The following is a 20818-nucleotide window of genomic DNA, read 5'->3' as shown; positions in this document are numbered from 1 at the left end:
GGCAACAGCACTCCCGCCGGGCCCGCTGAAACGCCGGGCGCGCGATGAAGCCCGGCAGCTGGCCCGGCACGCAGCCGTGGCTCGGGAGGCACAGGAAATCTGGCAATGCGTACGGCCGCTGGGTCTGAAAAGTCCGTATCTGGTTCGCAAGCATCTCGAGCCAGCGCCGGCACTGTGCCTGCTCGAAGCTCCCGAACTGCATGCGTTGCCGGGTTACGCGGCCCGTGTACTTGCCCTCCGCTTTCGCGAGCGCTACTCTGCGTCGCTGTATCTCGGCCCGGTCGCGATAGTCAGGTCGCCCTGTGCTGCCATGAGCGCCAGCACTGTTTCTCGCGTAGTCTTTTCAATCGGGTCCTTTCCGTTCCCGTCGAATACCAGTCAGTTGAGCCTACATTCGAGGCGGGTCCCTGACTGCAAGACTAGAGCGCGCACTGTCCGGCGCGATAAATGCCGCAGCCAACGCGCGAGGGCGCGACTGGCGACTAGGTGTTCGCGCGAGCTTGCCGTGCGGATATCCGGCCTAATGAAGCACCGCGGCAATTACTGAAAGGTCAGCGCAGCGGCTCGCCCGAAGCATGCTAGCAGGTAAGGTTCATGCAGATGTGTGCTTTTGCGCAGCGTCAAGAGTGCATGCCTCGCGGCGTTGCGCCCGTGAAATATTGCAAGGTAGTTTGGTGTTGTCATCTCGGTGAAGTTCCGGTCGATACAAGTGAGACGACCGGCCAGCCGTTGTACCTCCGTTTTTTCGTCGATAGGCAGAAAAGGCGCACTTCGCGCAATCAATCTGGCGACGTGCGGGGAACAGGACAGAAATCTCCGACGTTCCTTGAAAAGAAAAGTAGGCCACATACTATAAAGGCGCGCCGACGGCCGATCAGGGCCACCAGTCTGCGCATTTTCGTCACGTTGAACTTCATCGTCGCGCAGGTAGGAGTTCATACAAAGGAATACGCCGGATACACGAGAGCGAACATGTCGCGTTGCAAATAGTTCGACTACATTCGCATATCCTTCGCACGCCAGCCCAACTGCGATACGTCGGCAATCATCGCTCATCCTCGGCAAACTGTCGTCGAGCATCAAGCCGTACCTGTCCGCAACGAAATGAGCCGATTCGTGCAGTAATGGATTGGCAGCAGACCCCGACAAAAGCGGAATGGCATGCGGGCTTTCGACGATTTGACTAGGCAACGCCGTCAGCGCACGCACAGTGTTTCGATACGGCACTACTCCCGATTCGAGAATTTCACCGAGACCAAGCAACGGAAGAACCGGGTAAGCGTGCTCGAGTCGGCTACGTCCTGTGCAGCGAAAACGCGCTCCTGAAAGTAGGGATAGCCCGGCTTTTTGCTGCTCTTACGGTTTGCGTGCTCTCAGTGTCACCTATCATCGCGCGGTCCCAAACTTCAGGGTCATTACCGCACGTTGCAGTGCTTGCAACCGGTGGCACGATTGCAGGTAGCGCTGGGAGTGAGACGCAAACGACGGGCTACAAGCCGGGCGTACTCACGGCTGACGCCCTCCTCACATCGGTACCGTCGCTGGGCAAGATTGTCCATGTATCCGGAAGCGAGAACATCATCAACGATATCCTCCTGAAGCTCGCCAGGCGCGTGAATCAGCTTCTCGCCCAACCGGATATCGCAGGTGTTGGGATTACCGATCCGCCGGACTTTTATCAAATCAGGAAGTGTGTGTGTTCGAAATGACGATTTTTACGGCACAGGACGATAGCTAGACTGGCGTCATTCATCGCCCGCATGTCGTGGACCCTGCAGAACGCCAAGCTATCCGGAGGTAAGTGTTGTGAGAACGAAGTCCGCCAATCGAATTGTTGCTGTTGCCCTCGCCGCTGTACTGCTTGTTCCAGCGATATTATTCGCCGAAACGACGCCGGCCTTGACCCGCGATCAGGTCCGCGCGGAATTGCGTCAGCTAGAACAGGCCGGTTATGAACCGGCCGCTAGTCACGACGCCCGTTACCCTGCGGATCTGCAGATTGCTGAAGCCACGGTTGCGGCGCGTAACACGGCCGTCCAGGCTTCCGCCGCAGGCTTGAGCTATCGCACATCAATGAGCGCCTGGGCGGAAGCGGGCGCTGCGCCGACACAGTCGTCAGTTTCAAAGTAGGTCATTGCCGACCGTCGCGCCGGTGGGTTACGAGACGGTCGTGCCGCTTTCCGCGAGGAAGATCAAGCCGGTGGTGACACGCGCCTCTTCCGAGGCCAGAAACAGTGCGGCATAGGCGATATCAATGGGCTCTGCCGCGCCGAGCAGGTTCTTCGCGGCAAGATCGCGCATGCCCTGACTTCCCTGCAGGCGCTCGATAACCCGTGGCGAAAGCGTGGTGGAGGGCGCGATTGCGTTGACACGAATCCGGTCAGCCGCGTAGGTCACGGCAAGGGAGCGCGTCAGCGCGGCGACACCGCCCTTGGCCGACGTGTAGCAGTCCACGCCGGGAACGCCCATCAGCGCGACATTCGATACCATGTTGACGATCGCTCCGCCGCCATTTTTGCGCATATGCGGTATCGCGAAGCGGCAGCCAAGGAAGGTGCCCCACAAGTCGACTTTGACGACGCGCCAGAACTCGCCGAGATCCGCGTCGACTACCGTGTTATCGCGCGGCGTCGAGCCGCCCGCGTTGTTATAGAGGACGTCGAGTTTGCCAAACTCAGCCACGGTTGCCTCGATCGTCGCAGCGATACTATCGCTTTGCGTGACGTCGGTTGTTATCGCGATCGCCTTGCCGCCGTCCTCCCGAATGCTAGTCGCGACGGCCGCCGCCGCAGCGGCGTCGATATCGGCCACCACGACGCTTGCGCCTTCACGGGCAAACAACTCCGCTGCGCTACGCCCGATGCCGCTTGCGGCGCCCGTGATGATCGCTACCTTGTCGTTAAGCCGGAGCATGTCAGAACCTCTTTTCTCGCTAACTGTGGCGGATACAAACAAGCGTCATTGCGGTACGGGTGGCACCGCAGGGGTGGCGGAAAAATGATGATGAGCAATCAACCATCGTCCGCTGCGCCGCACAAGAAGCCACGTGGTGCGTAAGGTGGCAACCGACGGTTTGCCACTGGCGAGCGTAAAGCGGAAGTTGCCGTAACCCTGAGCGAGAAACGCGTCGGGGCCGAGCTCGGTGATCCTCTGGTCGACGAGTTCGAGCTGCGTCGAACTCAGCATGCCGATGTACGACGCGAAGTATCCGCGCACACCTTGCGTGCCGGTGGCCATGCCGGGCCGACCCGCGAACATCGTGGCGTCGTCGCTATACAGCGCGGTCAGGCCGTCGACGTCCCAATGCAGCGCTGCAGCATTCCATGCGCTTTCCGTGGAACGCAGCGCCTCGCCTGCAGCGCTGGGCGCCTCTTTCACTGTGGTTTCTATAGCGGACATGCTTCTTGTCTTTTCAAAGCGGAGCGACAAACCGTGTCTGCGTCACGCATGGTTCGGTCGCGATGGCCAGCGTACATTCATTTAACTTTGTGTTGACTGAAATGTCAATGGTTTGTCTAATATGTCAAATACAAGCAGTGCAGCACGCGAGTCCACGCGATCATTGAGTCAGGATGATCCCGCGAATGCTCCGCGCGCGCCGACAACGCATTCAGACAAACGGAGGAAGACATGAGTGACAACGAGAACGTGACATGCGACGTGCTGGTGGTCGGCACCGGTGCGGGTGGCCTGGCGACGGCCATCACCGCAAAGAAGCAGGGGCTGAACGTCATAGTGGTCGAAAAACAGCCCGTATTCGGTGGCAGCACAGCGCTATCGGGTGGCTGGCTATGGGTGCCGAACAACCCGCTAGCACGCAGAGCCGGCATTGAAGACACGGTGGAGGCGGCACGCGGCTACGTCGAGAGCGAAGCCGGCCAGCACTTCGACGGCCCGCGCGTCGATGCGTTCCTCAGGAATGCGCCCGCTATGGTCGAATTTTTCGAGCGCGAGACGGCGGTCAGGTTCACGCTCGGCGCGGCCTTCCCCGACTACCACGCGGAGACGCCCGGCGCTTCGCACGGCGGCCGACCGATCTGCGCTGAACCGTACGACGCCAATGAACTGGGCCCTCACGCAGCATTGCTGAGCCCGCCGATTCGCGGCATGACCTTTGTCGGCCTCACCTTTGGCTCCGGGCCGGACATGCGGCACTTTCTGAATGCGCTTTATTCGGTGAATTCGGCCTGGTACACGGCCAAACGCCTTGTCAAATATGGCCGGGACCTGCTGCTTCACGGGCGCAGCATGAAGCTCTTCAACGGTGCCGCACTGGCCGCGCGCCTGTACAAGTCGGCGGTCCAACTCGACATCCCGATATGGTTAAGTACGCCCGTGACAGATCTGCTCGACGAGGGAGGCCGTGTCTTTGGTGCCGTGATCACGCACGAAGGGCAGGTGAAGCGGGTCCGGGCGACCCGCGGCGTCGTCCTCGCGACGGGCGGTTTTCCGGGCGACCTCGCACGCCGCGAGGCTGTGTTTCCACACGCACCCGGTTCGGCCGAACACATCACGATGGCGCCGGCAACCAACACCGGCGACGGTCTGCGTCTCGCGGAGTCGATTGGCGCCGCCACCAACATGACGTATCCGCACCTCGGCTCGTGGATGCCGGTGTCGCGCGTGCCACTCGGCAATGGCCGGGAAACCGCTATCACGCACATTCTTGATCGCGGCAAACCCGGCATCATCGCGGTGCGCGCAGACGGCCGGCGCTTTACCAATGAAGGCGCCAACTATCACGATTTCGGCGCCGCCATGATCGGCGAGGCACCCGGGCAGCGTCAGGCTGTTTTTCTTGTCGCCGTTCACCGGGCGGTGCGCAAATACGGCCTTGGGTTTGCCAAACCGTTCCCTGTACCGCTCAGTCCTTACCTGCGCTCCGGTTATCTGTTGCGCGGTGCGACCATCGAGGCTTTGGCGAAACGTGCGGGGATCGACGCCGGTGGCCTCGCGCAGGCGATTCAGCAATTCAATCTGCACGCGCGCGACGGTCGCGATCCGGCGTTCCACAAGGGGGAGGCTGCCTACGACCGCTTCCAGGGCGATCCACTGCATACGCCGAATCCATGCATTGGACCGCTCGACAAAGGGCCGTATTACGCCGTCCGGCTGATGCCCGGCGATATCGGCACGTTTGGCGGCCTGCGCACCGATACCCAGGGGCGTGTACTCGACGAGCAGCGCGAGCCGATTGCGGGGTTGTACGCCGTCGGGAACGACATGGCTAGCATCTTCGGCGGCAGCTATCCGGGCGGCGGGTCGACCCTCGGGCCAGCGATGACGTTTGGCTATATCGTCGGTCGACATCTTGCCGGGATCGACGACTGACAGAGAAAAAGGCCGTTTGCGTCCCCCGCAAACGGCCTTTTTCACCGATGGCGCCGGAGTAGTGGCCTTCAGGCCGCTCCGAACCGCGCTTACATGCAGTTCTCGAAATTGAAGAACGACTTGCGCCACTGCACGACTTTCACCTCCTGAAACAGACCGCCTTTGTTGAAAGGATCACCGGCGGCGAATGCCTCGGCAACGGACTTGTCGTCAGTATCGATGATGATGATGCCACCGTGCGGCACGCCCTCTGGATCGAGCATGGCGCCACCCGCGAGCATCAGATGTTTTCGCTCGCTCAGGTAGGCGACATGTTGTGGCCGAAGTTCAGTGCGCAGCGCGCCGCTGTCGGGTTTGTCGAAAGTGAGCATGGCATAGGGCATGAAACTTTTCTCCTGTAGATAGGTGACCACGTAAGCATTGCGTGAATTCTACGATGTCGTCAAAAAACAGACATACAAGATAACCCTTGAAGCTGGCCTTTAACGCCGACTCCTGACGTTAACCCTTCCGGTATCAGGGTAAAAACGGACCATCGCTCGCTTGACGGTTTGACAATAGTGTCGAAATAATTGCATAAACGACAACCAAACATAAAATCAACTGGAGACACAGTCATGAACTTTCCCCCTTGCCTTGCGAGCATCGGTAGGTCTTGTGCGATACCGCTGATGGTGTCCGCAGCCTTGACCGCGGCATGGCCCGCTGCCGCCCAGTCGAATGGCCCGCTGAAGATCGGCGTGCTGACCGACATGTCGTCGGCCTATAGCGACCTGGCCGGTAAGTACTCTGTGGCAGCCGCCCAGATGGCGATCGAGGATTTCGGCGGCACGGTCAACGGCCGCAAGATCGAACTGGTGACGGCCGACCACCAAATGAAACCTGCCGTAGGCTCGGCAATCCTGACGCAGTGGTTCGATCGCGACAACATTGCCGCCGTATTCAGTCTCGCGGGTTCGTCCGTCGCGATGGCTGCCTCGGCGATTGCGAAGACGCGTCCAACGCGCACTGTGGTTTACACGATCGCCCAGACCTCTGATCTGAACGGCAAGGTGTGCCTGCCGAATAGCATTCACTGGTCGCCCGATTTCTACGCGCTCGGTGTCCCGTCCACTCGCTATGTGAGCCAGAAGCTTGGCAAGGCGTGGTATGTCATGGTGCAGGACACCGCCGCCGGTACGCCTGCCTACAACGCCGCGATCGAGGGCATCAAGAGCGGCGGTGGGCGCCTCGCGGGTGAAGTGCGTGTGCCGGTTAATGCCGGCGATGTGTCGTCATTTGTGTTGCAGGCGCAGGCGTTGCGACCTACCAGTCTTGCGGTCGGCTTCGGCGGCACTGACATGGTCAACGTCGTCAAGGCGGCGCACCAGTTCGGCATGACACAGGGCGGCGTCACGCTGGTCGCAAACGGGGGGTTGTTCGCGACGGACATCAAGGCGATGGGACTCGACCAGGCGGCAGGCATTGTATTTGCCACGCCTTTCTATCCGGAGATGAATGCCGATGCACTTGCCTGGTCGAAGCGTTTCATGGCGAGAACGGGCGTCGTGCCCGCGTTTTCGCACGTCGCCGAGTATGAGGCCGTCACTCATTACCTCAAGGCAGTTCAGCAGACGAAAAGCGACGACGCCACGGTTGTCGTGCCGGAGATGAAAGCCATGCCGGTCAACTCCTTCGCCGTCAAGAACGGTCATATCCGCGCCGACACCGAATTGATCCGTCCGATGTACCTCGCGAGAGTGAAGGCGCCATCGCAATCGAAATCGGTATTCGACTATGCCGAATTGCTCGCCGTCGTACCGCCTGACGAAGCGTACTCACCGCTAGCGCGTAGCGAATGCCCGTTGGTGAAAAAGTGATCTCGGGGCTTACGTCAACGCTTTCTCCTGGCGCATCCGGCGCACGCTACGACACAGAGGTAATTTCATGAGTCAGTACATTCTCGAAGCACGGGGGCTCGTCAAGCAATTCGGCGGCCACCTTGCGGTGGGAGGCGTGGATCTGCGTATTGAACGCGGCCACATTCATGCGCTGATCGGACCCAATGGGGCCGGAAAGACGACAGTATTCAACCTGCTGACAAAGTTCCTCCAACCGACCGCGGGCACCATCAGCTATCGCGACAACGACATTACGCATGCGCGGTCTGCCGAGGTTGCCCGTATGGGTATGGTGCGTTCGTTCCAGATCTCGGCGATCTTTCCGCACCTGACGGTGCTTGACAACCTGCGTCTTGCCCTACAACGCAAGCTCGGCACGGCGTTTCATTTCTGGCGCAACGAACGCAGCCTCGACGTACTCAACGAACGCGCCGAAGAATTGATCGCTGCAGTGGGCCTTGCCGATTACATGCACGCGGTAGCGGCCGACCTGTCGTATGGCCGCCGGCGCGCGCTCGAAATCGCCACAACGCTGTCGATCGAGCCGGAGTTGCTATTGCTCGACGAGCCGATGGCCGGCCTCGGCCGGGAAGACATCGGCACCGTCTCGAACCTGATCGCCAAAGTCGGTGAACGCTATACGGTGCTGATGGTCGAGCACAACCTGTCCGTAGTCCAGGCATTGTCGAACCGTATCACCGTGATGGCGCGTGGCAAGGTGTTGGCCGAAGGAGCATACGCTGAGGTATCGAAAGATCCCGACGTTCGAGCCGCTTATATGGGGTATGCCCATGACTGACGATACGACGCGCATCAAGGCTGACGACGTTCTGCTGACAATACGGAACCTGCGTGCCTGGTATGGCGAATCACAGGTGCTGCATGGCATTAACTTTGAGATCGGACGTGGCGAGGTTGTCACGCTGCTCGGCCGCAACGGCGCAGGCAAATCGACGACGCTCAAGACCATCATGGGGATCATCGACCGTCGTGACGGTGAAATCCGGTTCGACGGCCGCGAATGCACGCTGCTGCCTTCTGAACGGATTGCGAAGCTGGGCATTGCCTATTGTCCGGAGGAGCGGGGGATCTATGCCAGCCTGACAGTCGGAGAAAACCTGCTGCTGCCGCCGGTGGTGGCCGGCGGGGGCATGTCCGTCGACGAGATATACCAGATTTTCCCGAACCTGTACGAGCGCCGTCAGAGCCAGGGGACCTGCATGTCCGGCGGCGAACTGCAGATGCTCGCGATCGCCCGCATCCTGCGCACCGGCGCGCGGTTGTTGTTGCTCGACGAGCCAACCGAGGGTCTCGCACCCGTGATTGTCGAGCAGATCGGGACGCTTATCGGCACCCTCAAACAACGCGGTATCACCATCCTGCTGGTCGAGCAGAACGCTCACTTCGCAGCGGGCGTCGCCGATCGCCACTACATCGTCGAGCATGGCCGCGTGGTCGACATGATCTCGCGTGCCGCTTTCGACAGCAGTAGCCAGCGTGTCAATCAATACCTGTCGGTTTGAGGGCGGCGAGCCCCGGCATCGCAAGACATTTGATACGGACTAGGAGCAGAAGATGGACTCGTTACTCCAGGCTTTGCCGCCGCCCGCGGCGTTTTTCGGACAGTTGCTGATTGGTCTCATCAACGGTGGTTTTTACGCAATGCTTAGTCTCGGCCTCGCGGTGATCTTCGGATTGCTCGGGATCGTGAACTTTGCGCATGGCGCGCAGTACATGCTCGGGGCGCTAGGCGCTTATGTATTGCTCGATACATTCGGCCTCGGTTACTGGCCCACGCTAATCATCGCTCCCGTTCTGGTCGGCGCATTCGGCATCGTGCTCGAACGCACACTCCTCAAGCGCATGTATCGGCTGAATCACCTGTACGGCATGTTGCTCACGTTCGGCATGTCGCTCGTGATCGAGGGACTCGTGCGCTACAGGTTCGGCTCGACGGGTGTGCCTTATCCGATACCGCCTTCGCTTGGCGCGGCGTGGGATCTGGGCTTCATCTTTCTTCCCGCTTACCGCGTGTGGGTGATCGGTGCGGCGCTGTCGGTCTGCCTCGCGACTTGGTACATGATCGAGCGTACATCGCTCGGCGCGCACCTGCGGGCGGCGACCGAGAATCCCAGGCTGACCCGCGCGTTCGGCATCAACGTGCCGCGCCTGGTCACGCTGACTTATGGGTTCGGCGTGGGCCTCGCGGCACTCGCAGGCGTGATGGCCGCGCCGATTTACCAGGCCAACGCGCAGATGGGCTCGGACGTCATCATCGTCGTATTCGCGATCGTCGTGATAGGTGGCATGGGATCGATCATGGGGGCCATCATCTCGGGATTCGCACTCGGTGTGGCCGAAGGCCTGACGCGGGTCTTCTACCCCCAGGCCTCAACGACGGTCGTGTTCCTCATCATGGTCGTCGTGCTGCTGGTGCGACCGGCAGGACTCTTCGGCAATGCGTTGCTGACCAGCCAGGGGCAGGCGGTGCACTGCGAACCGCCGCGGCCGTTTTTTCTCGCCGGCCACAACGCGCGTGCTGATCCTGCTTCTGCTCGCACTCGGCCTCGTGGCGCCTGCGCTCATCTATCCGGTGTTCCTGATGAAGGTGCTGTGCTTTGCACTGTTTGCCAGCGCATTCAATCTGTTGCTTGGCTACGGCGGCCTGTTGTCGTTCGGTCATGCGGCTTTCTACGGCTTCGCCGGCTATGTGACCGCGCATTGCGTGAAGGAGTACGGCTTCGACCCGTTGCTCGGCGTGCTGGCCGGTGCAGCCGTCGCGGCGATGATGGGACTGGCGTTCGGCTTCGTCTCGATTCGCCGGCAGGGCATCTATTTCTCGATGGTGACGCTTGCGCTCGCACAGCTTGTCTACTTCTTTTCGTTGCAGGCGCCGTTCACGCATGCCGACGAGGGCATCCAGGATGTGCCGCGCGGCATGCTGTTCGGGAGGATTGACCTCAGCAACACCACGGCTCTGTACTACTTCGTGTTCGTCACCTGCGTGGGTGGGCTGTGGGTCATCTATCGCGCAATTCATTCGCCGTTCGGTAACGTGCTGAAAGGCATCCGGGAGAACGAGCAGCGTGCAATCTCACTGGGCTACGAGACGCATTACTTCAAGCTGCTCACGTTCGTGCTGTCAGCGACGATGGCCGGAGTGGCCGGTTCGCTCGATTCGTTGGTGTTCCAGTTGGCGTCGCTCAACAACGTTCACTGGTCGATGTCAGGACTCGCGATCCTGATGGCGATTCTAGGCGGCGTGGGTACGTTCTCTGGGCCGATCGTGGGCGCGATGATCGCGGCGGCGATGGAGAACTACCTGGCGGCGCTGGGCGCGTGGGTGACGGTTATTCAGGGCGCGATCTTTATGGTTTGTGTGCTGGTGTTCCGGCGCGGGATCGTGGGCGAAGCTGCCCGGTTGTTTAATCGGCGCGCGCCGGTACCGCCGAAGGCGAGTGAAGAACTCGTCGCCAAAACGTTGTAGACGCGCGCTGTGTCTTTCGTGATGTGGCTGATGTTTCCTTGGCCTTTTATGGAGTCGATGAGATGACAAGTGTGGGAAATAGCACGATCGACGACATCTCCTCCGGGATGCGCCGTCGCGCAGTCGTCACGGGGGCGGCGCGTGGGCTTGGCCGTGCGATGGCGAATGGGCTGCTCGACGCTGGCCACACCGTGCTGTTTATCGACCGTGATGCCCAGCAGGTCGCGGAAGCGGTCGCTCAGGCAAATGGGCAGCGCGGCGCGGCCAATGCCTTCAGCTTCGAGTGTGACCTGACGCAACCCGGTGCAGTCGCCGACGTAATGTTCAGGGCAGACGAAACGCTTGGCGGCATCGACATCCTGGTCAACAACGCGGGTGTGGGGCCGTCGCTTGTCACCCCTAATTACTTCGACAATCCACCTTCGTTTGTCGATCTATCCGATGACATGGTGCGGTTGTTCTTCGAGATCAATGCTGTCGCGCCGTTTCTGCTCGCGATTCACGCCGCGCGGCGCATGCGCGCGCAAAACTGGGGGCGTGTTGTGAATGTCACAACTAGCCATGAATCGATGATGCGACGCGGCTTCGCACCATACGGCGGCTCGAAGGCAGCGCTCGAATCGCATTCGGCCATCATGGCCCAGGACCTTGCCGGCACCGGCGTTACCGTCAATGTACTCGTGCCGGGCGGTCCTGCGGATACGCCGATGATTCCCCCGGAGGCGGGTTTCGACCGATCGAAGCTGGTGCCGCCGCAAGCGCTGATCGCGCCGCTCGCGTGGCTAGTGTCGGAAGGCAACGCGGCGCCAAACGGCAAGCGGGTGCTGGCCGCCACCTGGACACCCGAGGCGGCCACTGCAGCCGGCGATGCTTCGGTTGCGCCAATCGGTTGGCCGCTCATCGGCAGGACGATCATGCCGAACCCATAGCCGTTACACCCATTACCCCACTACGCAACGCATCGCAGTGTCATCGAATTCATCACAGGAACCAGCATGCAGACATTTCAGGAAAAGGTTGTCATCGTCACCGGCGGCGCCCGCGGCATGGGCCGCGTCGAGTCGACCTTGTTCGCCGAGGGTGGCGCTTATGTTGCGATCTGTGACGTCGCGCCCGAGGAAGGCGAGCAGAGCGCCTACGAGTTGCGGGAGCGAGGGCTGCAAGCGCGGTTTTTCAAGCTCGACGTGACATCGCAGGAAAACTGGAGCCAGGTGATCGCAGCGGTGCTGCAGTGGCGCGGGCGCATCGACGTGCTGGTCAACAACGCTGGCATTCTCTATCGCAAGACGATCTCGAACTATCCGCAAGCCGAGTGGCGCCAGGTCCTCGACGTCAATCTCACAGGCACCTTTCTCGGCGTGAGCCAGGTCGCACCGACTATGTGCGCGCAACGCAGCGGTGCGATCGTCAATATCGCGTCCAATGCGGCGTTGTCCGGGCATGCGGATCCCGCCTATACGGCGAGCAAATGGGGCGTGCGCGGTTTGACGAAGTCGGCCGCGCTCGAATTCGCGGCCTTCAACGTGCGCGTCAACTGCGTTTGCCCTGGACTTGTCGTGACGGACATCAATCGCCATGCACCGCACCTGCAGCCGATGATCGATATGACACCGGTCGGCCGGGCGGTCGAAGCCGATGAAATCGCGTCAGTCGTCGCGTTCCTCGCGAGCCCGGCGTCCGGCGGCATCACAGGTGAGGAAATCGTCGTGGACGGTGGCTTTACAGCAGGTGCGGCCTATTGGAAGGTGGCTAGCCAGGCCGGCCTGTATCAGGTACCAAGATGAGCGCGGTACGCATCCCACCATTTCAATCAACACAAGGGGTTCGTTGTGAGTCTATCCACTTTCGAAGGCAAGTCGATGTTTGTCGTTGGCGGCGGTGCGCGCGAGGGCATTGGGTTTGCAACCGCGCAGATGCTGGCGGAGCAAGGCGCCCGCGTTGCGCTGGCTGATCTCGATGGCGCACGGGTGCACGAACTCGCGGCCGATCTGCCGGGGCGCGAGCGGCATTCGGCCCATGCGCTCGATGTCACGAACGAGGCCTCGATTGCGCACGTCGTCGAGGCGGTCGTACAGAACCACGGCGCGATCGACGGTCTCGTCGTTGCGGCCGGCCTGTATTCGCCGGAGTCTTTCACGACGACTTCGCGCGCCACCTGGGATCGCATGTTTGCGGTCAACACCACCGGTGCGTTTCTGGTCTCGCAGACCGTCGCGAATCACATGCTGGAGCGGGGCAACGGCCGCATCGTTCTGGTCGCTTCGATCGGCGCGCGCCAGCCGCAACTGACCGCGGCGGCCTACGGTGCGTCGAAAGCCGCGGTGATCCAGTTGGGTCGCTATATGGCGCTTGAACTGGCCCGCAAGAACATCACGGTCAACATCGTGTGTCCAGGCTCGACTGCCACTGCGATGATGGGAACAGACCCGGTGCGGCACGAGATCGCGATCAACGGCAACCTTGCACAGTGGCGCCTTGGTATTCCACTCGGACGCATGGCGCAGGCGGCCGATCAGGCGGCGGCCATCACGTTTCTGCTCGGCGAAACCGGCCGCCACATCACCGGACAGGTTGTAACCGTTGATGGCGGACAGTCGTTTTTCTAAACCGGGTCGGATGTGATAAGTGTTCACGAAAATCTGATTTGAAAATCTGAGCCGAATCCGTCGAGCAGTTTTTTGACCTCGGCATCGATGGTTTCCTTGGTCCAGGTGACGAAGCCGCGCCAGTGATACTTGGCGTGCTTCCAGAGGATTTCGATGAGATTCAGTTCGGTAGCGCCAGGCGAAGCCTGGGATTGGAGGAAGTGTGTATTGCGGAAACCAGTCATTGGAATCCAGAGGGTTCGACTCCCTCCCGGTAAAGGCTAGCCACCAGCCGGAAGCGAGCCTTGCATGCGAGTGCGGTGACGCACTACTTGAAGCGTAGGCAGCAGGTACCGAAGCCATGTGATTGAGCCTCGAGATAATCAACTGTTGGTGTCTTCACTTTCCGAACACTGGGGACAGCACTGTGCGAGCCGTAATGGTGAGGCTCGCCAGACCGACCGGGGTCCGAGAGCAGGGCAAAGGTGCGAGGATGGATTCCCCAGGAACCTGGGAGGTCCTGTGTTCGACCGATCTTGTAGGGCCCTGAGGCACGGGGCGATATAAACCGGGCCACACCTTGCGGGGCTCTCCGCCGCAAGGAGCAAAACGAGGAGAGGAAGGATTGGAGCGAGCAAGCGAATCCATAAGCGACCTCGTATTCGGCACAGGAAGTCTTAGCGCCTTCATAGTACTGATGACGCCGGGGAACGCCGCTCGGGCGGACCCGGTCGAGGAAAGGGAGGCGTCGTTGTACAGAATCGTTCATGAGAAACACGGAGGAACATTGAAGCCTGAAAGCGTGTCAACGAAACAGGAACGAATAGCCGAGCTGGCGAGAAACAACCCGGCGATGACATTGACCACCTTGGCCCATCACATCGACTATGAATGGGTCAGGTATGCATACGACTGCACGCGCAAGGATGGCGCGGTGGGAGTCGACGGTCAGACCGGAGAAGATTACGCTGCCAATCTGGAGCAGAATCTGACCAGCCTGATCGACCGGCTCAAATCGGGCAGCTACCGTGCGCCGCCGGTTCGCCGTCATTACATCGACAAGGCAGATGGCAGCGGTCAACGCGGTCTTGGAATTCCTTCTTTTGAGGACAAGGTGGCACAGCGTGCCATCGTTCTGCTGATGGAGCCGGTCTATGAGATCGACTTTAGCGACAGTTCCTTCGGCTACCGCCGTGGACGCAGCGCGCACGACGCGCTGCAAGCGATCAGAAGCGGGATCACCAAGAATGGTGGGCGATGGGTGTTAGATGTGGATGTTCGGAAATTCTTCGACAGCATCTCGCACGCAAAACTGAGGGAGTTTTTAGCCCGACGGGTCACTGACGGGATAGTCAGAAGGCTGATCGATAAGTGGTTGAAGGCGGGTGTAATGGAAGGTGGACAGTTGTCCTTTTCCGAAACGGGCGCGCCTCAAGGCGGTGTTGCTTCCCCATTGTTATCCAATGTATTCCTGCACTATGTGCTCGACGAATGGTTCAGCAATGAGGTGCAGCCACGCTTGAGAGGGCCGAGCACGCTGGTGCGTTTCGCGGATGACTTTGTCATGCTATTTGCATATAAGGATGACGCGCAGCGAGTGCTGGAGGTGCTGGGTAAGCGGCTTGGGAAATACGGGCTGGAGCTTCACCCGGACAAGACCGCCATGGTCGATTTCCGCTACAGGCCGAAGTCTGCGAAGGAAGAGGACGATAAGGCGCTAGCGACGAGTTTTAACTTCCTCGGGTTCACGCATGTCTGGGTGAAATCGAGGAAGGGAGGGCCGATGCCAGGGCAACTGACGGCCAAGGATCGCTTGGCTCGCGCCCTGAAGGAGATCAACCAGCAGTGTCGCGCCATGCGGCACTGGCCGATCAGGGATCAGCATCAGAAGCTCGGCAGGATGCTCAAGGGGCATTACGCCTACTTTGGCATCAGCGGTAACGCCAAGCGCATCGGGAGGCTAAGATATTTCGCCGCCCACTGTTGGCGCAAGTGGCTATCGAGCAGATCGTCCAAAAGCACCATTCCATGGGCCGCATTCAAAGAGATACTCACGAGGTTTCCCTTGCCACCCGCTCGAATTGTGCACTGCTATACCCATAAATAAGTGAGCGAATCTGTGCAATGAAGAACCGGATGCCTTAATTGGGCTCGTCCGGATCTGTGAGGGATGGGGGCGGTAACGTCCCCGTCTACTCGGAGGCTGTAGGGCGGCAGATAGAACAGCACCATGCGATGTTCGAGAAACCATCGGTCGATTGTTTCCTGATCGATGTTGTGATGGATCGAGGCGTTGTCGAGCACCACTACGGTCGTCAGACCGGGCGTGCTTTTCCGCGCGATCTGCTCAAGGAATTGCACGACATCGGGGCGTTTGATCGTGGTCTTGCTGGTGTGATACGTCAGCAGGTTGGCGCCGAAATCCAGTGCACCAAGGACGGAGCGTTTGCAGTGCGGTTGCGGGAACACACGATGCGGTTCGCCGATGGGCGACCAGCCGCGCTGCACCGGGGGCGAAGCACTGAACCCCGATTGATCGAAGTAGAACAGCTGGCACGCACCGTCGAGTGCGGCCTGCTGTAGCTTCGCGAGGGTGGAGGCCTTCACGGCGAACTCCTCGGGGTTACGCTTTTTTTGAGCGAATAGCGACCACGCTTGTAGGAAAACCCCGCTCGTTTGAGCGCAGTCGACAAGGTATCCAGGCGGCAGGGAAACGGCACACCATGAGCTTCTTCAACGCGCTGCGCAATCTGTCTGAGCGTCATCAATTCGGCGCTGGCCGCCTCGATGGCGGTGGCGATCATGGCTTCAGACAACGAACGGGGACGTCCGCCTTTATGACCGACCAGCAGCCCACATATGCCGGATTCCCGCCACGCGCGCGCCCAGTTGTAGACCGACTGCCCGCTCACGCTGAGCTGCGCAGCCACTTCAGTCAGTTTGATCTTGCGGCCGAGCATCATCACGCCCGCGGCCCGGATGCGCATGTCGCGATGCTGGTGGTTCAACGACATCTGTTGCAAGGTCTTTTCCTCGGCTTCGCTCAGCTCTACAACACACTTCATCTGGACTCCGGCGCAATGGGTTCGCCGAAGTTAACAAAATTCAAACGCGTTTACCAGCAACACTTAACAGGTACGGCCGCTGTCCCGCCGGACAGTGCCGGAACAGCACGACGGGCTTCGAAGAATACGGCCGGCTCGCCGAACCTGAGAGATCCGTCAGGGTTGTTATCCGATGTTTAACCAAAATGTGAGGCAATGTTGAATACAAGCACTTCTTCGGCTGCAACCCTCGGCCGCATTCTCATGAGCTCGCTCTTCCTGATGAGCGGTGTTGGCAAGCTGGCCGACCCCATTGGCACCCAGGCCTACATTGCCTCGAAGGCGCTGCCATGGCCCGAGGCCGCCTACGTCATCGCTGTTGTAATTGAGATCGGGTTCGGAACGGCACTCGTTCTCGGCTATCGCACCCGTGTCGTGGCCGCAGTAATGGCGATCTTTACGTTGGCGACGGGGCTGACCTTTCACGATAACTTTGCCGATCCCAAGCAACTGATTAGTCTCATGAAGAACATTGCGATTACGGGTGGATTTCTACAGGTGATCGTATGGGGTGCCGGTTCTCTGAGCCTCGACGCATTCATTGCGGCAAACCGGCGACGTGCGCAAACGTAGCAGCCGGTAGTTCTCTATGACTTGAGATCTCTCAATTGGCTATGGCACGAAAGGATCCATTTATAAACGGGTCAATAATAAATAGTAATACTAAGTAATATTGGAGACAATTCGTGAAAAAGGTTTATATTGGCTGTTTCCTCGGTGGGTTCGTTTGTACGGCACATGCGCAAAGCACAATCACCCTCTACGGCATTGTGGATCTCGGCGTCACTTACGTGAACAATGCACAAACCAGCAAGGCCGGCGGTGCGTTTTCGGGGGCACACCAGTTTGCTCTTACGGATGGAACGGCGACGGGCGTCAGCGGGAGTCGCTGGGGCCTGCGAGGAACGGAGGATCTTGGCGGAGGACTGAAATCCCTGTTTGTCATCGAGAATGGTTTCAACGCGAATACCGGCGTATTGGCGCAGGGTGGAACGGAGTTCGGCCGCCAGGCATACGTGGGTATCGGTGGCGGACCGGGAACCGTGACGCTCGGCAGACAATATGACGCGCTGGTCGACTTCTTGCAGCCGCTGGCTGTCGTGGGGCAGTGGGCGGGATACATGGGAACCCATCCAGACGACGTGGACAATCTGGCCAATTCGAATCGTATCAACAATGCAGTCAAGTTCACGAGCGCTTCATACCACGGCTTTAGCGCTGGTGCAGCCTATAGCTTCAGCGGCACGGCCGGGAGCATCACTCAGAACCAGATCTGGTCACTCGGCGCCGGTTATGCTGGCGGTGCCCTGTCGCTGGCTGCCGGTTACCTGAATGCGCGCGATCCGAATATTTCGTTCTATGGCAATACGCCGAACAAAGGCGGTGTGACGGCAAACAACATGGGGGCGCTGGGTTCAGCGACGTCGGCCCAATTGAATCCCGTGTTTGCCGGCTACGCGTCGGCTAAAACGACCGAGATTTTTGGTGCCGGTGCGGCGTACACAATCAGTTCCACTACGCTCGGATTCGTCGCTACCGATACGCGTTTCGAGTCTCTCGGCTCTGCCTCGGGTCCCAATCCGTTTGGCTATTCCGGAACAGCCCAGTTTACAAACGTTGAATTCAGTGTGAGATCCCGGCTGACCCCGGCGTTATTGATTGGTACCGCATTCGACTATATGCGACGAAATTCGGTCAAAGGTGATGGTGGCGCCCGGTATTTTCAACTCGACTTCGGCGCCGATTACAACCTCTCCAAGAGAACGGATCTTTACGCGCTCACCGTCCTGCAGCGCGCAAGCGGCCGTGACTCGCTCAATCAGGCGGCGGTCGCCTCCATCAGCGGTTTTAGCCCGTCGACCACCAGCAGGCAGGTTGGTGTCCGCGTTGCATTGCGACACAAATTCTAGCGGTGGAGGAGCAGCCGGGCAGCGCACGATGAACCTATGCGAAACATGAGAGTCTTCGTGCGCGTGGCGGAGGCGGGCAGCTTCGCCGCGGGCGCGGAGCAGTCGGACGTGACCACGGCGCAGGCTTCCCGCTTTGTCTCCGATCTGAAAGTCCATCTGCATACTCGGCTGTTCAATCGGACGACCCGGCGTATCGCCTTGACCGACGTGGGCAACCGATATTTACGTCGCTGCAAGGAGATCCTCGCGCCGATCGATGCATCCGAAGCTGAAGCCGGAGAGGCCGGGATGCTTCTTATACACGCTCCGCTGAGCTTCGGGCAGATTTATGCCGTGCCTGCACTCACGCGGTATCTGGAAGAGCATCCGTTAGTCCGTGCTGAAGTCACGCTTTCGCAGCGAAGTCCCGACCTTCTCGACGAGGGCTTCGACGTTGCGCCCCCAGGTCGCCACGGCTCATTTGCCCGACTCCGCCTCGTCTCTGCCAGAATCTGCACGATGCCAACGTGCTTTGCGCGTCGTCGAAGTACATTGGGAGCCACGGCGCACCGAGGTCGGTGTCAGAGCTGCATCAGCATGCGTGCCTCCAGTTGGTCACACCGCATTTTCCGGTCGATCGCTGGAAGTTTGAAGGAAGGGACGGTGCGGCGGAAATCGAACTGCGCCTTGGAAAATTGCGTGTGAACTCGGCCGAAAGCATTGGCGGTTGCCTTGATCGAGGGATTTGGCATCGGGCCGTTGCCAATGCTTTCGGCGCTGTCCGCGCTGCAAAGTGGCGCACTGGTGCCAGTGCTGCCGGAGTATGAGATGCAGGGCACAACCGTGTACGCCACTTACTTGTCGCGAGAATACATGGACGCGAAAATCAAAACATGGATTGCTTTTCTACGCGAGTTTGTGACAGCGGCGCTTTCTGCCCGTCATGCCGGACACTCGTGCAGCGACGCATGACGAGGACGCGCGAGTTGGGACTGGCCGCGAGGGGTTGAACGGAATGGCCTGAGCGTTACAATCACGCAAACACAACACTACGGTAGGGCGGCAATCTGGCCGTCGACCGCTATCAGGAGTGGTTTCGTGGCAAAGGTGAACGCTGAGGGACAAAAAGAACAGATCCTGAACGCCGCGGCCGCGCTCTTCATCGAGAAGGGTTTCGGCGGGGCGTCGATGCAGGAAATCGCTGAGGCGCTCGGCGTGACGCGCACCGCGGTCTACTACTACTTCAAGAACAAGGACGAGATACTCACGGCTCTGGTCGAGGAGGTCACCTTAAGAGCGAGGCGGCTGTCAAGCCAGGCGGTTGCCGAGCCTCATGCAGATCCGAAAGAGCGCCTGCGTCTGCTGGTTCATCAGCATACGATGCTGATTCTGAGCCACTACAACGAATTTCGCGTAATCCATCGGACTGAACAGCAGTTACCCGAAAGAGCGTATCGCGCGAACGAAGATGCCAAGCGAGCTGTGTTGAATAACTTTACCGCGGCAATCGAAGCAGGGGTGAGGGCCGGGGTTTTCCGTGTCGTTGACGCCAAGGTCACGGCGTTCACGCTGATCGGCATGTGCAGTTGGCCTGCGTTCTGGTACAAGCCGGAAGGAGCGAGCAGCGCGATCGAGATTGCTGACACGATCGCGGAGCTTGCCGTGCAATCTGTCGTACGACCGGCCAAACGGCAACTGAAAGGCACCAGCGCCGTAAGCGAAACGTTGGCGCTGCTGCGCGAGGATCTGGATCATCTGTCTCTGATGATCGAAAAAACACCGAAGGCGGGCTAGTTATTTATCCGCCTACGGTTTTACGCTCCCGTTGTCCGCAACCGGTGTCCAGTTAGCAGGCGGTGTGAGGAAATGAAGGTCGAAACCACGTTCAACGAACGCCCAGCGACCGTCGCTTGGTCGCTAGCGAGGTACAGGACGCCTTTGGCGATGTCGTTGGGATTACCCATGCGACCCATTGGCGGTTGTGCAATAACCCACGCGATCTTTTCCTCATCCTGCAGATCGACGATCGGATCGGTGTCCGGATCAGGCCCGGATGAATCGAGTTGCCCCGAATTCCCTGTTTCGCATAGGTCATCGCGGCGTACGCACGGCCGCTTTGGTTGCGTGGTAACTGGCGGCGGCGCCGGCAGCGACACTGCGCCAGATCGAGGAGATGTTGACGATCGATCCGGCGCCCCGTGACAGCATCGTCGGAATGACAGCGCGCATGCCGAGCATGACTGCCGTCTGATTGACCGCGATTGGGCGTTCCCAGTTGGCGAGTTCGATTTCGTGCACGACCGCATGGTCGATAATGCCCGCGTTGTTGACGAGAATGTCGATGCGGCCGTGTGCGGCGATGGTGTCCGCGACCGTCTGCTCCCAGAACAAGGAATCGGATGCGTCCCGTTGCTTGAATTGCTGATGCTCGTGAAGTGCGCTGGCGGGTTCATCACGGTCAAGAATTCAGACATCGGCGGCCTTCGGCCGCGAGTGGTCGGCAATTGCCCGCCCGATCCCACGACTGCCTCCGGTCAGGATG

At 59.8% G+C, this 20818-nt stretch carries 22 protein-coding genes and 2 pseudogenes; 16 read left to right on the top strand and 8 right to left on the bottom strand.

Annotated features, from left to right (window positions below):
• Positions 1 to 540: 540 nt before the first annotated feature.
• Positions 541 to 1209 (bottom strand): hypothetical protein, encoded by a 669-nt coding sequence (locus B0G76_RS42455; protein WP_147394037.1) that lies wholly within the window; start codon positions 1207 to 1209, stop codon positions 541 to 543.
• Between the two features lie 221 nt (positions 1210 to 1430).
• Between B0G76_RS42455 and B0G76_RS12625 the strand changes: the two genes are divergently transcribed.
• Together B0G76_RS12625 and B0G76_RS12620 are read left to right on the top strand one after the other, a co-directional pair.
• Complete coding sequence (locus tag B0G76_RS12625; RefSeq protein ID WP_220700749.1) at positions 1431 to 1709, top strand: asparaginase domain-containing protein; 279 nt, start codon at positions 1431 to 1433, stop codon at positions 1707 to 1709.
• A gap of 97 nt (positions 1710 to 1806) precedes the next feature.
• Complete coding sequence (locus B0G76_RS12620) at positions 1807 to 2130, top strand: DUF4148 domain-containing protein (RefSeq protein WP_259460562.1); 324 nt, start codon at positions 1807 to 1809, stop codon at positions 2128 to 2130.
• 27 nt (positions 2131 to 2157) lie between these two features.
• Here B0G76_RS12620 and B0G76_RS12615 read toward each other — a convergent pair whose 3' ends face one another.
• Entirely contained in the window at positions 2158 to 2913 is a 756-nt protein-coding gene (locus B0G76_RS12615; RefSeq protein WP_120292555.1) for an SDR family NAD(P)-dependent oxidoreductase, read from the bottom strand.
• 45 nt (positions 2914 to 2958) lie between these two features.
• Complete coding sequence (locus B0G76_RS12610; RefSeq protein WP_120292553.1) at positions 2959 to 3399, bottom strand: SgcJ/EcaC family oxidoreductase; 441 nt, start codon at positions 3397 to 3399, stop codon at positions 2959 to 2961.
• A 231-nt stretch (positions 3400 to 3630) separates the two neighbouring features.
• Between B0G76_RS12610 and B0G76_RS12605 the strand changes: the two genes are divergently transcribed.
• Positions 3631 to 5331 (top strand): FAD-dependent oxidoreductase, encoded by a 1701-nt coding sequence (locus tag B0G76_RS12605; RefSeq protein ID WP_120292552.1) that lies wholly within the window; start codon positions 3631 to 3633, stop codon positions 5329 to 5331.
• Between the two features lie 89 nt (positions 5332 to 5420).
• On the opposite strand, the gene B0G76_RS12600 is transcribed toward B0G76_RS12605, so the two are convergent.
• On the bottom strand, positions 5421 to 5714 hold the full coding sequence (locus tag B0G76_RS12600; protein WP_114224795.1) for a YciI family protein: 294 nt from the start codon (positions 5712 to 5714) through the stop codon (positions 5421 to 5423).
• A gap of 234 nt (positions 5715 to 5948) precedes the next feature.
• On the opposite strand from B0G76_RS12600, the gene B0G76_RS12595 reads away from it, so the two are divergent.
• The 8 genes and pseudogenes from B0G76_RS12595 to B0G76_RS12560 all read left to right on the top strand — a co-directional run bounded on the left by B0G76_RS12595 (position 5949) and on the right by B0G76_RS12560 (position 13304).
• A complete protein-coding gene (locus tag B0G76_RS12595; protein WP_120292550.1) occupies positions 5949 to 7190 on the top strand; it encodes an ABC transporter substrate-binding protein in 1242 nt (413 codons plus the stop codon).
• Positions 7191 to 7257: 67 nt separating this feature from the next.
• The gene (locus B0G76_RS12590; protein ID WP_120292548.1) at positions 7258 to 8010 is read left to right on the top strand and encodes an ABC transporter ATP-binding protein; all 753 of its coding nucleotides are present in this window, start codon (positions 7258 to 7260) and stop codon (positions 8008 to 8010) included.
• On the top strand, positions 8003 to 8734 hold the full coding sequence (locus B0G76_RS12585; protein ID WP_220700748.1) for an ABC transporter ATP-binding protein: 732 nt from the start codon (positions 8003 to 8005) through the stop codon (positions 8732 to 8734). Before B0G76_RS12590 ends, B0G76_RS12585 begins: the two co-directional genes overlap by 8 nt.
• 52 nt (positions 8735 to 8786) lie before the next feature.
• Positions 8787 to 9668: pseudogene (locus B0G76_RS12580) on the top strand (branched-chain amino acid ABC transporter permease); the annotation flags it as partial.
• 79 nt (positions 9669 to 9747) lie between these two features.
• Positions 9748 to 10698 carry a branched-chain amino acid ABC transporter permease gene (locus tag B0G76_RS12575; protein WP_259460561.1) on the top strand — a complete coding sequence of 317 codons (951 nt, stop codon included), beginning with the start codon at positions 9748 to 9750 and terminating at the stop codon, positions 10696 to 10698.
• A 62-nt stretch (positions 10699 to 10760) separates the two neighbouring features.
• Positions 10761 to 11627: an SDR family oxidoreductase gene (locus B0G76_RS12570; RefSeq protein WP_120292542.1), complete on the top strand. Its 867-nt coding sequence runs from the start codon at positions 10761 to 10763 to the stop codon at positions 11625 to 11627.
• A gap of 66 nt (positions 11628 to 11693) precedes the next feature.
• Entirely contained in the window at positions 11694 to 12482 is a 789-nt protein-coding gene (locus B0G76_RS12565; protein WP_120292540.1) for an SDR family NAD(P)-dependent oxidoreductase, read from the top strand.
• A gap of 45 nt (positions 12483 to 12527) precedes the next feature.
• Entirely contained in the window at positions 12528 to 13304 is a 777-nt protein-coding gene (locus B0G76_RS12560) for an SDR family NAD(P)-dependent oxidoreductase (RefSeq protein ID WP_120292538.1), read from the top strand.
• A gap of 23 nt (positions 13305 to 13327) precedes the next feature.
• On the opposite strand, the gene B0G76_RS12555 is transcribed toward B0G76_RS12560, so the two are convergent.
• Positions 13328 to 13528 (bottom strand): hypothetical protein, encoded by a 201-nt coding sequence (locus B0G76_RS12555; RefSeq protein WP_120292536.1) that lies wholly within the window; start codon positions 13526 to 13528, stop codon positions 13328 to 13330.
• A 542-nt stretch (positions 13529 to 14070) separates the two neighbouring features.
• Here B0G76_RS12555 and ltrA point away from each other — a divergent pair.
• Positions 14071 to 15390, top strand: coding sequence for a group II intron reverse transcriptase/maturase (ltrA, locus tag B0G76_RS12550; protein ID WP_220700747.1), 1320 nt, complete (start codon positions 14071 to 14073; stop codon positions 15388 to 15390).
• On the opposite strand, the gene B0G76_RS43285 is transcribed toward ltrA, so the two are convergent.
• Positions 15375 to 15890 carry a transposase gene (locus B0G76_RS43285; RefSeq protein ID WP_220700746.1) on the bottom strand — a complete coding sequence of 172 codons (516 nt, stop codon included), beginning with the start codon at positions 15888 to 15890 and terminating at the stop codon, positions 15375 to 15377. The genes ltrA and B0G76_RS43285 overlap by 16 nt on opposite strands.
• Positions 15887 to 16348 (bottom strand): helix-turn-helix domain-containing protein, encoded by a 462-nt coding sequence (locus tag B0G76_RS12540; RefSeq protein ID WP_259460486.1) that lies wholly within the window; start codon positions 16346 to 16348, stop codon positions 15887 to 15889. Before B0G76_RS12540 ends, B0G76_RS43285 begins: the two co-directional genes overlap by 4 nt.
• 195 nt (positions 16349 to 16543) lie before the next feature.
• On the opposite strand from B0G76_RS12540, the gene B0G76_RS12535 reads away from it, so the two are divergent.
• From B0G76_RS12535 to B0G76_RS12520, 4 genes and pseudogenes are all read left to right on the top strand, one after another.
• Positions 16544 to 16960, top strand: a complete 417-nt coding sequence (locus B0G76_RS12535; protein WP_120292534.1) for a DoxX family protein — start codon at positions 16544 to 16546, stop codon at positions 16958 to 16960.
• Between the two features lie 113 nt (positions 16961 to 17073).
• The gene (locus B0G76_RS12530) at positions 17074 to 18297 is read left to right on the top strand and encodes a porin (protein WP_120292532.1); all 1224 of its coding nucleotides are present in this window, start codon (positions 17074 to 17076) and stop codon (positions 18295 to 18297) included.
• Positions 18298 to 18333: 36 nt separating this feature from the next.
• Positions 18334 to 19248: pseudogene (locus B0G76_RS12525) on the top strand (LysR family transcriptional regulator).
• A 126-nt stretch (positions 19249 to 19374) separates the two neighbouring features.
• Positions 19375 to 20070: a TetR/AcrR family transcriptional regulator gene (locus B0G76_RS12520; protein ID WP_259460560.1), complete on the top strand. Its 696-nt coding sequence runs from the start codon at positions 19375 to 19377 to the stop codon at positions 20068 to 20070.
• Positions 20071 to 20367: 297 nt separating this feature from the next.
• Here B0G76_RS12520 and B0G76_RS12515 read toward each other — a convergent pair whose 3' ends face one another.
• A complete protein-coding gene (locus B0G76_RS12515; protein WP_120292528.1) occupies positions 20368 to 20742 on the bottom strand; it encodes an SDR family NAD(P)-dependent oxidoreductase in 375 nt (124 codons plus the stop codon).
• Positions 20743 to 20818 lie beyond the last annotated feature (76 nt).

The sequence above is a fragment of the Paraburkholderia sp. BL23I1N1 genome (assembly GCF_003610295.1).
GTDB lineage: Bacteria > Pseudomonadota > Gammaproteobacteria > Burkholderiales > Burkholderiaceae > Paraburkholderia.
Note: the sequence above shows the minus strand (reverse complement) of the source record. Positions and strands in the feature narration are given on the sequence as shown.